The sequence below is a fragment of the Salinisphaera sp. T31B1 genome, from assembly GCF_040361275.1.
GTDB lineage: Bacteria > Pseudomonadota > Gammaproteobacteria > Nevskiales > Salinisphaeraceae > Salinisphaera.
This window is the reverse complement of sequence record NZ_APNH01000002.1, coordinates 618,684-631,624: the sequence shown is the minus strand read 5'-3', so window position 1 is coordinate 631,624 and position 12,941 is coordinate 618,684. Positions and strand designations below refer to the sequence as shown.

The 12,941-nt window shown below is 65.2% G+C and carries 10 protein-coding genes; 5 read left to right on the top strand and 5 right to left on the bottom strand.

The window, feature by feature from the left end:
• Nucleotides 1-10 precede the first annotated feature (10 nt).
• The 3 genes from T31B1_RS09740 to T31B1_RS09730 form a co-directional block, all read right to left on the bottom strand.
• Nucleotides 11-1,462, bottom strand: a complete 1,452-nt coding sequence (locus tag T31B1_RS09740; RefSeq protein ID WP_353249288.1) for an MFS transporter — start codon at nucleotides 1,460-1,462, stop codon at nucleotides 11-13.
• A 78-nt stretch (nucleotides 1,463-1,540) separates the two neighbouring features.
• Nucleotides 1,541-2,527 (bottom strand): calcium/sodium antiporter, encoded by a 987-nt coding sequence (locus tag T31B1_RS09735; RefSeq protein WP_353249287.1) that lies wholly within the window; start codon nucleotides 2,525-2,527, stop codon nucleotides 1,541-1,543.
• A gap of 231 nt (nucleotides 2,528-2,758) precedes the next feature.
• Entirely contained in the window at nucleotides 2,759-3,562 is an 804-nt protein-coding gene (locus T31B1_RS09730) for a sulfite exporter TauE/SafE family protein (RefSeq protein ID WP_353249286.1), read from the bottom strand.
• A 107-nt stretch (nucleotides 3,563-3,669) separates the two neighbouring features.
• On the opposite strand from T31B1_RS09730, the gene T31B1_RS09725 reads away from it, so the two are divergent.
• From T31B1_RS09725 to T31B1_RS09710, 4 genes are all read left to right on the top strand, one after another.
• Nucleotides 3,670-4,437 (top strand): AraC family transcriptional regulator, encoded by a 768-nt coding sequence (locus T31B1_RS09725; protein ID WP_353249285.1) that lies wholly within the window; start codon nucleotides 3,670-3,672, stop codon nucleotides 4,435-4,437.
• 551 nt (nucleotides 4,438-4,988) lie between these two features.
• A complete protein-coding gene (locus T31B1_RS09720; RefSeq protein ID WP_353249284.1) occupies nucleotides 4,989-5,576 on the top strand; it encodes an HD domain-containing protein in 588 nt (195 codons plus the stop codon).
• Between the two features lie 432 nt (nucleotides 5,577-6,008).
• Nucleotides 6,009-7,385: an NAD-dependent succinate-semialdehyde dehydrogenase gene (locus T31B1_RS09715; RefSeq protein ID WP_353249283.1), complete on the top strand. Its 1,377-nt coding sequence runs from the start codon at nucleotides 6,009-6,011 to the stop codon at nucleotides 7,383-7,385.
• A gap of 314 nt (nucleotides 7,386-7,699) precedes the next feature.
• On the top strand, nucleotides 7,700-8,398 hold the full coding sequence (locus tag T31B1_RS09710; RefSeq protein ID WP_353249282.1) for an SOS response-associated peptidase: 699 nt from the start codon (nucleotides 7,700-7,702) through the stop codon (nucleotides 8,396-8,398).
• Between the two features lie 122 nt (nucleotides 8,399-8,520).
• Here the strand turns inward: T31B1_RS09710 and T31B1_RS09705 are convergent, their stop codons facing one another.
• Both T31B1_RS09705 and T31B1_RS09700 read right to left on the bottom strand, forming a co-directional pair.
• Nucleotides 8,521-9,471, bottom strand: coding sequence for an alpha/beta hydrolase (locus T31B1_RS09705; RefSeq protein WP_353249281.1), 951 nt, complete (start codon nucleotides 9,469-9,471; stop codon nucleotides 8,521-8,523).
• Between the two features lie 234 nt (nucleotides 9,472-9,705).
• Nucleotides 9,706-11,736 (bottom strand): potassium transporter Kup, encoded by a 2,031-nt coding sequence (locus T31B1_RS09700; protein WP_353249280.1) that lies wholly within the window; start codon nucleotides 11,734-11,736, stop codon nucleotides 9,706-9,708.
• Between the two features lie 527 nt (nucleotides 11,737-12,263).
• Between T31B1_RS09700 and T31B1_RS09695 the strand changes: the two genes are divergently transcribed.
• Nucleotides 12,264-12,749: a pyridoxamine 5'-phosphate oxidase family protein gene (locus T31B1_RS09695; RefSeq protein ID WP_353249279.1), complete on the top strand. Its 486-nt coding sequence runs from the start codon at nucleotides 12,264-12,266 to the stop codon at nucleotides 12,747-12,749.
• Nucleotides 12,750-12,941 lie beyond the last annotated feature (192 nt).

Sequence of the window (12,941 nt, the reverse complement as noted above, 5' to 3'; positions counted from 1 at the left end):
GTGCTGCGGATCAGTCGTCGGCGACCGGTCGGGCGTCGGCCCGACCCAGACCGATGAGCAACCCGAGGGCGAATAGCACTGCCACACAGGCCACGAGATAGGCGTCCGAATAGGCCGCGGTCGCATCGCCGCCGGCGTACAAGGGGTTGAAGGCCGCGTCGCCGATGCGCTGGCGCGCAGACAGCACGGAACCGAACACGGCCGCGCCCGTGCCCGCGCCCATGAAGAAGAACAATTGATAGATGCCGAACCCAACGCCGGCGATTTCGCTGGACAGCGCCTTGGACGCGGCGTTGGCCGCCGGCGAGGTCACGCCTGCATAGCCCGTACTGGCGATTACCAGGGCCACGGCCACCTTCCACGGTGCGCCGCCGACCGCGAACGATGACATGAACAACAGGCCGGCGAGCAGGCAGGACAGGCTGATACCCAGCACCGCTCGGGGGCCGAACAGGTCAGACAGCCGGCCGATCGTAGGCGCCAGCAGGGCGACCGCAAAAGCGCCGGGCGCGATCACCAGGCCGGTCTGAAATGCCGACATGCCCAGCTCGTTGATCAACAACAAGGGGGTGAGGAAAAGTCCCCCGCCGATGAACGCGCCTTGAGACAGCAGTGCAATGACCGAGGCCGACAGGAATTGCCGGTTGGCGAACAGCCTCGGCGGCACGAACGGATAGGCCGCGCTGCGGATACGTACGGCAAAACCCGTCAGCATGAGGATCGCCGCCGCCAGCGTTCCCCAGGCTCGCGGCGCGGCCAGACCCACGTGGTTGGCTGCGGTCACGCCGTAGAGCAGCGCGGCCGCGCCCAATGCCAGCAGCAGTCCGCCGGGCAGATCCAGCCGTACGAAACGATGCGGCTGGGGTTCGCGCTCGGCATTCAGGTCGGGCAGAAAACGCCAGGCTGCGAAAAACAGCAGGCAGATCACCACCAGCGTGCCGTAAAACAGGACACGCCAGCCGAAAGCGCTTACACCCAGACCGCCGATCAATGGGCCGGTTGCCGCACCGAGTCCGACCGCCGAGGACAACGTGCCGAACACTACGCCTCGTCGGCCGGGCGCGAACAGGCGCGCCACCGAGCCGAACGCCAGCGACGGGATCGCGGCCGCGCCGGCGGCCTGGAGTGCGCGTCCGCCCACGAGGAAACCGAACGTCGGCGCCAGCGCGCAGGTCAGCGAACCGGCTCCGAAGATCACCAGTGCGGCCAGAAACGTCGTACGGAAGTTGTAGCTGTCGGACACGCGGCCGTACAGGGCCACGCCGGTTGCGAACACGATCGAGAACGCCGTGATCACCCAGCCCGACAGGCTGGGCGATACGTTCAGATGCCGGCTGATGGTCGGAATCGCCACGTTCACCATGCTGTTGTTGAGCACGCTCGTGAACGCGGCAAGCACCATCACCAGCAACAACGGATTGGCCCACGGGGAGGCGGAGGCCGTGTCGGAGAACCGATTCATCGAGAAGGTCGAACGCGGGAACGTCGGCTACTGTGCCACGAAGCCCGGATCGCGGCGAGATGCTCTGCCGTGCGCGTCTCAGCCGGCCGTGGCGAGCGCGCTTGCGATCAGGGCGCCGGTATAGGCCACGAACACGCTCAGCAGGATGGCGCCCTCCAGGCGCGTCAGGCGGGCCGGGCCGCGGCCGAATCGCATGGCAAAGACAACCAGCAACAGCGTCATCGCCAGCATGACCGGCCAATCCCGGCTCGCCACGCTCGGCTCGATGCCGATCGGCGTGATCAAGCCGGCGAAACCCACCACGCCCAATGTGTTGAACAGGTTCGATCCGACCACGTTGCCCAGCACCAGATCGTAGGCCTTGCGACGTATCGCGCTGATCGAGGCAGCCAGCTCGGGCAGTGAGGTACCGATCGACACGATGGTCAGGCCGATGATCAGATCGCTGACACCGAGCGCGGTCGCGATAGTGCTGGCGCCCCATACCAGCAGGCGGGAGCTGGCCAGCAGCAGTACCAGCCCGAGCGTCAACCAGAACAGCGATCGGCCCAGACCGCGCGCGCCGGCGTGGCTGGCATCGGTGTCGGCCGGCGATGCAGCGGCGTCCGTCGACGGCGTGCGATGTGCCTGTCGAACGATGACGGCTAGGTAGACGATCAGCGGCACGACCAGCAGCAGGGCGTCGAAGCGGCCGATCAGACCGTCGCCGATCAACACGCGCGAGGCCACGGTAGCCGCGACGAGCAGCATCATCTCGCGGCGTACGATGCCTGCGCCCACCCGCATCGACGACAGCAGCAGCGCGGTGCCCAGGATCAAGCCGATATTGGCGATATTCGAGCCGTAGGCGTTGCCGATGGCCAGGCCCGGCTGGCCTTGCCAGGCGGCCAGCCCGGACACCAGAAACTCCGGTGCCGACGTGCCGACCCCCACGATCACCGTGCCGATGACGAACGGCGGCAGCTTCAGATGATGCGCCGTGCCGACCGCGCCGTCGACGAAACGCTCCGAGCTCCAGATCAGTACACCCAGCCCGAGCGCAATGGCCACCAGCGGTATCAGCATCGGTCAGCCGGACCGCGCTGCAGCGTGTCGAACAAAGGGCAGAAGATCATCGATACCGGTGGTGGGTGGATCACGCGGCACTCTAGCAGCGTCGCCGGCCAGAACGGGAGATCACTGCGGCCACCGCCGCTTGAACCGTGCTGTGGTCATGCCCACGCCGGCGGTCTCGTCTGTCTCGGCACGCCAGAGCGGCGGCGGCCGGCACAAATACGCCGTTGCCGCCGCGCACGACTACCAGGCCATGACGATCGTGAACACGATCAGCAGACCGATATACACACGCGCATGGAGCGTGTCCGGAATCCGCTGTGTCCACGGCATGGCGAGCTGAATACCGATCCACGAACCCGCGGCGATGGCGATGAACGCGGCGATATCGATATACCCGAGCCCGAGCGGGCCGGATACGTCCGAGGGGGCCTCGGTCAGGGCATAGGTGACGGTCGCGGCCAGGGCGATCGGCAGCGTCAGCGGGTTGGCCGTGGCGGCAGCCTCGTTCATGGGCAGTCCGCGTCGGCGCATCATGGGTACGGTCATGACGCTGCCGCCCACGCCGAGCGCGGCGGCGATGCCGCCGATCAGAATGCCGAATACCCCGAGCGACAACGGGCGTGAGCATGCCGGCGCCGGCGGAGAGGCGGCGAGTCGTACGAACCCGCGTCGAGTCAGACTGTCGGCGACGGTTACCAGCAGGTAGCTCACGAAACCCCAGCGCAGCCAGTCGCCGTCGGCTTTCGTGGCCAGGATCGCGCCGAGCACGGCGCCGAGGGACAGCGGGCCGATGAGCCGCCGTATCGCCGGCCAGTGGACCGCGCCCTGACGCGCCTGACGCCAGGTCGCCCAACTCGCGGTGACCACCATGACACAGGTCGATGTCGCCACCGCGACCGGCATGGCGGCCTGGCTGGGCACCTGTTGTAAAAGCAGGCTGTGATAGAGCAGGGGCACCACCAGAAAACCGCCGCCGAACCCGAACAGAATGGTCGTAATGCCGGCGATCACGCCGCAGCCAGCCAGCAGCAGGATAAAGAGCATTTAATGTTCGCAGGCAGATGAGTCGCGCTTACGATAGCCTTCGCGAATCTGGCCGTCTTTCGCGTAACGTCCAGTCATATTTGTGATTCGGCCAACGGCTGTTACTCATGCGCAATGTTTCGATCGATCGACTGGATCATCTGCCACAGGCCGTCGTCCCGATCGGCAACGATTACCCCTATGGCCGGCTACTGGATTGGCATTCCCACCGCCGGGCGCAGCTGCTGTTCGGGGCCACCGGGACCATGCAGGTCACGACCGCTGACGGCGACTGGATGGTGCCGCCACAACGTGCAGTCTGGATACCCCCGGACATGCCGCATCGTGTGCGCATGCTCGGTGTCACCACCTGCAGCCTGTATATCGAGCCGGCGGTTCGTGGCCGGGCGGCGACGCGATGCGAGGTGATCGCGATATCCCCGTTACTGCGCCAGTTGCTCATGGCAGCGGTCGATATCGAGGCAGGCTACGACCCACAGGGTCGCGACGGCGCACTGATGGCGTTGACGCTGCACGAGATCCGTCGGGCCGCCGTGTTGCCGTTGTACCTGCCGTTGCCCAGTACGCCCGCCCTGCGGGCACGCTGTCAGGATTTTCTCCGCCAGCCCGATATTCATCAGTCGGCCGCGACCTGGGCCCAGAGCCTGCGCTGGAGCACACGAACATTCCGGCGTCGTTTTCATGCGCAGACCGGGCTGGGCTTCATCGCCTGGCGTCAAAAGGCCTGTGTACTGCTGTCGCTGCCGCGTCTGGCCGCCGGCGACTCGGTAACCCGTATCGCCCTCGATCTGGGCTACGACAGTGCCGGCGCGTTTTCGACCATGTTCCGGCGCCAGCTCGGTGTGGCGCCCACGGCCTATCGCGCCGTGGGATGAGCAGGGAGCCGGTGCTCGGGGCCGCATCCCGGCAGTCAGGCCAGACGGGGCACAGGTATCCATTCGCCGAGGTCATCCGTGCTTACGATGACGCGGTAAGTCGTCGAGACATTCAAGGTGATTTCTGTTTCCTGAGCCGGCCGCCGTCGTGTCGCTGTCCCGTTCGCTCGGCCGGATGTGGGCCGGGGCTATCGGTCGTTGTCTATCGGACGACTGCCCAAGACCACGTTTCGACAAACGCGTGCAAACGGATCGGCGTCATGTCCTCGCCGGGCCGGGGCGCACCACGCCAGGCGGCAAACCCACCCTGCATAATCGCCCGGGCACGGCCTGTGAAACGTTCCGTATCCCAGGGCGGCACGGCCGATCCGCCTCATCACCGCCGGCGACGCGATCACCTGCGGTGGCGGACGCTTGCGTGACCGGAGCGCGCCACGTTCTGTGCCCGGTTGCGATCTCGGTCCGCCAACCCAAGGGTGTATCACGGTGGCCAAATCAACCGAACACAGTCGGCGCGCCACGCTGCCCATTCACCCACAACCGATCGGCCTATGAGCAAAGACCGTCTTACCGAACAGCTCGCATTCCTCGCGGAAATCGACGGCCTGAAAACCGTCGTGCGTCAATCGCCGCTCGCCGACCGCAGTCGCCGGGAGAATTCTGCCGAACACTCGTGGCATCTGGCGATGTTCGCGCTGGTCCTGGCAGACGACGAAGCCGTCGATACGGCCCGGGTCATCAAGCTGCTGCTGGTCCACGACATCGTCGAGATCGACGCGGGCGATGCGCCGATCCACGGCAACCATGACAGCGGGGGCGTCGCGGCCCGCGAGCACGCAGCCGCCGAGCGGCTGTTCGGCCTGCTCCCCGACGACCAGGCATTGCGGCTCAAGGCGCTCTGGCACGAGTTCGAAGCCGCCGAAACCCCGGAGGCGCGGTTCGCCAAAGCCCTGGATCGCCTGCAGCCGCTGTTGCTGAACACTCTCACTGGCGGCGGCACGTGGACCGAAAACGGCGTCCTGGAGCAGCAGGTCCACGAACGCTACGGCCCGACGATCGAACGCGGTTCGCCGGCGTTATGGCAGCGTGCACGGGCGCTCGTCAAGCAGCATTTCCACCAGACGAGCCGAGACGAATAGACCCGCCGGCGGCGAGACCGATCGGAACGGGCAGCCGTCGGCCACCGGTATCGACAACCCGCGCGCTGTCACCCGAGTAACACGACGCAATCGCATGCCGGGCCACCCATGCGAACCTGGCCGGTTCGAACCCGCCTCGGGCCGGTCGTTGGCGATACTCGAAGCGAGCGACCAAGCCCCCGCCGATCGTTCATTTTTCCATACCGGCTGGTCGCGGGCCGCCCGGGCGGCGTTGCGTCCGTCGAACCGCGGCGTGTGGGGCACATCGGAGTCTGGCCGCTCGCGCCGATGCAGTAGCTATGCGAACGATGGATTGTAGATCACGGCTTGAAAAAACCCCCGGTTACCGGCAGGTCCATCACGTGACACGGCGCCACGCGGTCGATCGCCATCATCGCGCCAGGCGTCTTTCTACGATCTCTGGAGTCCTGTATGACGAACACCGTCAAGAGCATCAACCCGGCCACGGGCCAGACCATCCGCGAATTCGATACCATTTCGGATGAGCAACTTCGCCGGAAAATCGAGCAGACCCACGAGGCGTTCCTCGACTGGCGGCAGCGGTCGTTCGACGATCGCGGCGCGCTCATCCGCAAGGTCGGCGAGTTGCTGGTCTCGCACAAGGACCGGCTGACTCGTCTGGCCACCGACGAGATGGGCAAGCCCATCGCGCAGGCGCCGGGCGAAATCGACCTGTGCAAGGGTATCTGCGATTACAGCGCCGACCACGCGGCCGAATTCCTGGGCGACGAAACCCGCGATCTGCCGGGCGGTCGCGCGCTCGTCACGCACCAGCCGATCGGCGTCATCTTCGGCATCCAGCCTTGGAACTTCCCGTTCTACCAGGTGATCCGCTATACCATCGCCAACCTGATGGCCGGCAATACGGTGCTGCTCAAGCATGCGCCCAACGTCTGGGGCTGTGCCGAAGCGCTGGAAGACATCTTCCGCGAAGCCGGCGTGCCCGAGAACGTCTTCAACGTGCTCTATATTCACGACGAGCAGGCCAGCCAGGTCACCGAACATCGGCTCGTACGCGGGGTGACCTTCACCGGCAGCGCAGCGACCGGTCGCAAGATTGCCGCGGACGCCGGCCAGCATCTCAAGAAAACGGTGCTGGAACTCGGCAGCAACGACGCGTTCCTGGTACTCGAAGACGCCGATATCGACAAGGCGGTCAATGCCTGTGTCACCGGCCGGATCAACAACAACGGCCAGACCTGCGTCGCCGCCAAGCGCTTCGTGATCGTGGATTCGGTCTACGACAAGTTTCGCGACGCCTATGTCGAGAAGATGAAACAGGTCGAGTTCGGCGACCCGTCGGATCAGAACACCGCACTCGGGCCGCTGGCCCGCGAAGACCTGCGTGACAAATTGCACGAGCAGGTCAAGGAATCGGTCGAGAAGGGCGCGACCGCCACGATCGGTGGCGAAGTACCCGATGCACAGGGTTTCTTCTATCCCACGACCGTTCTGGAAAACGTCACGCCCGGCATGCCCGCCTATGACGGCGAGCTGTTCGGCCCGGTGGCCTCGCTGATCCGGGCCAAGGACGAAGCCGATGCCATCCGTATCGCCAACGATTCGGTTTACGGCCTGGGCGGCGGCATCTTCTCCGAAGACGAGGAGCGCGCCGTGGGTCTCGCGCGGGACCATTTCGATACCGGCATGGTCAGCATCAACGGCTACTACATCGCCCAGCCGAACCTGCCCTTTGGCGGCGTCAAGGACAGCGGCTACGGACGCGAGCACGGCGGCTTCGGCATGCGTGAGTTCGTCAACAGCAAGTCGCTGATGATCGCGCAGTAGGGCGCCGGCCCCTACGCGGCGACAGATAACCGCCGATTCAGCGGTATGAAAAAGCCCTCGAACGAGGGCTTTTTTGTGTCAAGCCATCGCAACGATTCACAAGATCGATACGACACTCCGCCGAATCGTTCGCGAGCCATAGGTCGAGCAGTGGCCACGTGCGATTCGGCGGACGATCGCTGGAATTCTCTGCGGTTTTAACCTCCCGGTTGGGCTGTGCCCCATGTCGCGACCGGAGACATCGCATCGCGCGCAAGTCTGTCTGTGGGGGGCTCCGGCTTTTCCCGGCCTTGGCCGGCGTGCACACTCGTCGCATGTGTGGTCGCTATGGACGTTATACCGCCGTCGAGGACAGTGCCCGAGTCATCGGTGCGACCGTGTCGCCGCGCTTTGAAGACAGCGCAAGCTATAACCGTCCGCCGGGCACGTTTCAGTTGGTCGGGCTGATCAACCCCGATGACGGCGCGACGACGCTTGGCCCGGCCTGGTGGGGGTTCGTGCCGAACTGGGCGAGCGATACCCGGCTCGCACCGATCAACGCCAGATCCGAGACCGCTGCCGACAAGAGACTGTTCGCCCGGGCGTTCGCGCAGCAGCGGTGCCTTGTAGCCGCCGACTACTGGATTGAATGGCAGCGAACCGGCCAGGCGAAACAGCCCTATGCAATCCGCCCCGCCGACGCCCAGCCGTTTTTCTTCGCAGGGATATGGTCCAAGGCCGCGCGTCTGCCAAGCGATCACGCCGCCGCGGGCCAGGTCACGTTCGCCATTCTCACCGGCGTGCCGACCGCCGATATCGAACACATCCACAGTCGTCAGCCGCAGGCGCTTACGCCCGCAGGCGCACGCCACTGGCTTGATCCGGATCTGGATATCGAGCAGGCCCGGCAGGTGCTCGACCACGAACGCCATAACCGATACGAGAGCTGGCCGATCGATACGCGTGTGGGCAGCCCGTCGAACGACGGACCCGAGATCATGGCCCGTATGGCCGCAAACGGCGCCCAACCCTAGACACGACGCCGGCCCTCACGCCTGGGCGTGTGCTTGGCGCGGATCAATCGCGGACGCGTGCATCCACGGCTGGCGCGGTCTGCCCGCGACGCCTGGTTACACAGCGCGTACGAAGCAAAGGCCTAGCCGGTAATTTTCAGCTGCGCACGCACCGCCGTTGCGATGCGGTCCATGGCGTCGCTCGTGGCCGCCAGCCAGGCCTGCATTTCAATAAAGCCGTGAATGACGCCCGGGTAGTGGGCGTGGTCGACCTCGACGCCGTCATCAGCCAGGCGCGCGGCATAGAGCACGCCCTCGTCCATGAGCACGTCGGCGCCGGCGGTGAGGACGAGTGCCGGCGCCGTGCCCGCCAGCGTGTCGGCCAGCATCGGCGATACCCGCCAGTCGAGCGGGTCGGTATTGGCATCCACGCTGCGTGCCCCGAACCAGGCCATGAGCTCGGCCGTGAGCGGCGGCACGTTCGCGTTGCGCCCCTTGGACGGATATTTTCTGGCCGCTTCGCGCAGGTCGGTGGCCGGGTAGATCAACACCTGCAAGGCCAGCGGCCAGCCGGCATCGCGCGCGGCCAGGGCGACCACCGCCGACAGATGCCCGCCCGCGCTGTCGCCGCCCACGGCAAGCCGCTGGACATCGATATCGAACGTGCTCGCCTGTGCCACCAGATAGCCATAAGCGGCGATCGCGTCGTCGGACGACGCGGGCAGGCAATGCTCCGGCGCCAGACGATAATCCACGGCGACAAGCTGGCAGCCCGCGCGCTGGGCCAGCTGACGGCACACGCGGTCGTGCGATTCCAGATCGCCCAGCACCCAACCACCGCCATGAAAGTAGACCAGCGTGGGGGCCGCGCCCTCGGCCAGGCCTTCCGGCCGATAACGCCGCGCGCGCAGGCTGCGGCCGTCGAGCGCAAGCTCGTGCTCGACGACCTCGCCCATCGGCACCGGTTCGCCACCGCTGGCCGCCAGCGTATCGATATAGAACTGGCGTGCCTCGGCCAACTCGAAGTCGGCGAACGAAATTCCGGCTTCGCGCATTCGCTCGACAACACCGGCGACTTCAGGGGTGAGCGGCATGAGGAATCCTTATCGAAGCAGATGAGTGCAGCAGGCTTGATAGCACGATTGGTTGTCGTCGTGCACATCGTGAGCCCGCGACCGGCCGACCCGCTACAGGTGTCTAAGGCGCGCGGTATCGCCCGTGCACCGCGCGCCGGCCAGCCGGTTGCAAACGTCAGACCTGACCGTAAAGGCGATCGACTGTTCCGTCGGGCAGGGCCACGGCCGCTGCGTGACGACCGAGCCGCGGCGCTAGATCTCGACCCGCAGCCCGAGCTCGATAACGCGCTCCGGCGGGATCTTGTAATACGAGACCGGCTGGATCGCGTTGCGCGACATGTAGGCGAACAGCTTCTCTCGCCAGAGCATCATGCCGGGCACGTCGTCGGTGGGGATGATGGTGGCGCGACCGACATAATAGGTGACCCTGTCGGTATCGATCTCGATGCCGAAGCGCTCGCACAGCCGTACCGCGACCGGCACGTTCGGGTTCTGCATGAAGCCGTAGCGGGCGAATACGCGATACACCCCTTCACCGAGCTCCTTGATCTCCAGCCGGTCGGCGGCCGGGATTCGGGGCACGTCCTCGGTGCGTACGGTCAGCAACAGTACGCGCTTGTGCAGCACCTGGTTGTGCTCCAGATGATGCAGCAGCATTGGTGGGGTGCCGGCATCGCTGCTGGCCAGGAAAATGGCAGTGCCGGACACACGGACCGTGTCTTCGGTCGCCAGGTTATGGATGAATTCCTCCAATGGCACCGGGTCGTCCTCGGTCAGGCGCTTGGCCAGCAGTTCGCGGCCGCGGCGCCACGTCGCCATGAGCGTGAACACTACTATCGCGGTAACCACGGGGAACCAGCCGCCGTGGGGAATCTTGAGCAGATTGGCGCCGAAAAACGGCAGATCGATGGCAAGAAAACCCAGCGTCAGCGGCAGGGCGGCCCAGAGCGGCCATCTCCAGCGCTCGCGCATGATGAAGAAGGCGAGGCAGGTAGTGATCGTCATCGCGAACGAGATGCCCACCCCGTAGGCCCAGGCGAGGTTGTCCGAACTGCGAAAGCCGAGCACCAGACCGATGGTGGCCAGCATCAACAGCCAGTTCAGTGTGGGCACGTAGATCTGGCCGTACTCCTCGGACGAGGTCTGGAACAGCCGCATGGGCGGCAGCTGGCCGAGCTGGACGGCCTGACGGGTGAGCGAGAAGGCCCCGGAGATCACCGCCTGCGAGGCGATCACGGTCGCACAGGTCGCCAGCACCACGAGCGGATAGAGCGCCCAGTCCGGCGCCAGATGATAGAACGGCTGGCTGGCCGATTCACCGGGCGAATGCAGCAGCATCGCGCCCTGGCCGTAGTAATTGAGCAGCAGCGCGGGCAACACCAGCACGAACCAGGCGAGCTGGATCGGCCGGCGCCCGAAATGCCCCATATCGGCATACATCGCCTCGCCGCCGGTCACCACCAGGAACACCGCACCAAGCACCACGAAACCGGTACCGCGGTTACGCACGAAGAAGTCCACCCCGTGCCAGGGGTTGATCGCGCCGAGCACGCTGGGCTCCTGCACGATGCCATACAGTCCCAGGCCGCCGAGCGTGACGAACCAGACGATCATCACCGGGCCGAAGAAGCGCCCCACGGCCTCGGTGCCGCGGCTCTGGATCGCGAACAGCCCGATCAGGATCACGATCGTGATCGGGATCACATAGGGCCGGAAGATCGAGGTGGCCACGTTCAGGCCTTCGACCGCGCTGGATACCGATATAGCGGGCGTGAGCATGAAGCTGCCGTAGAGCAGGGCGCTGCCGAACACGCCGAGCTTGAGCAGCAGCCGTGAGTGACGCCCGGCATCCCGCCGCCAGGGGTTGAGCAGCGCCACCAGCGCCAGCATGCCGCCTTCGCCATTGTTGTTGGCGCGGGTGACGACCAGCATGTATTTGGTCGAGACCACCAGGACCAGCGCCCAGAAGATCAGTGAGAGGATGCCGAGCACGTTGGCACTGGTCGGCATGAGGTGGCTCGATCCCCGGAAGCATTCGCGCAGCGCATACAGCGGGCTGGTGCCGATATCCCCGTAGGAGACCCCGAGCGCCCCCAGGGCGAGGGCGGCCAGCCGGCCCGGGCCTACGCGGCGCTCTTCCTTTTCGCTGCTTTCGGCGTGTTCCTCGGGCGTATGGGGCTGGGCGATCTGTTCCTGTTCACTCTTGTCGACCGGCTTTTGATCGTCGCTCGATTGGGTATGCTGATTCTGCTCGTCGTCTGAATCAGACCTGTCACTGGCCATGCCGCGGCATCCTTGTCGATGGGCGTCGGGCCTTTGATCGATCGGCCGCCGGCGCGAATGAGTTCACCACACCATACTATGCGAGCCGGGGATTCCGGCTGGGAAGAACCGATCGAGGCCCGCCGGCCCGATGTGACGGTGCAGGTGCATCGGCTGTGGGCGCAGACGCCGTATTCAGTCGCCGGTGATCGTCAAACGCTGCGTGGATGCGAATGCCGGTTCTGCCCGCGCGCCCCTCGTTGTCGTACGGCGAGGGCAAGATGCTGAATACGCGACGCTATATCTCGCCATGGCGCGCGTTCCGATGACAGCGACTGAATGACGGCCGGTGCCACCATTCGGCTCGTCCCCGCGTATGCTGGTATCAGACCTTCGTCACCGACTGGCGGCGTGGCCCCGGGCATTCGCCTACGACGTGCCATCTCGGCTGACCGCCGACGCGCCGTGCGTTTCGCGCCCGAACGCCGTATCCGCCGGCCGCACCGCGGAGTTTGATTCACTTCACGTACTCGAAGGATGGCAAGTTCATGTCTAGCCCTGAACACAAGCAGAAGATCTGGAAACTCATCAACGACATCAAAGTCGGGATGCTCGTCACGTTGGACGAAGATGTGCCGCGGGCCCGGCCCATGCATCTGGTGCAGGACGAATACGACGGCACGATCTGGTTCTACACGCGACGCAGCACGGAAAAAGTGCTGGAAGCGAAAGGCGACAGCGATGTCTGCCTGACGTTTTCCGATCAGGACGAAGGCGTTTATGTCTCCATGTCGGGCAAGGCACGTATTACCGATGACCAGAACATAATCGACCGGTATTGGAACCCGGGCGTCGCGGCCTGGCTTCCAGAGAAGGAAGACCCGGACGTCGTCATGCTCGAAATCGATATCAAGATGGGCGAGCACTGGGCCGCCAAGGAGAGCAAGGTCTTTCAGCTGTATGAAATGGCCAAGGCCAATCTAGACAGCGACAAGACGCCGAACATCGGCGAGAACGAGAAATTCGGCGGCTGATCGGTCGGGACCGATGGTGTATGAAACGCCCGGTTCGCCGGGCGTTTCCGTGTTTCTGCCGGGGCGGTGATCTCGCGAGTCGGCGAGAAAATTCCATGCGTCTTGTAGCTGCGCGCGGGCTAGGCGCACGCCGATCGTAGGATCCCGTGCGAAAGACAAGACGTCGTCCGGGGTTTCATATCGAAAGCGCCC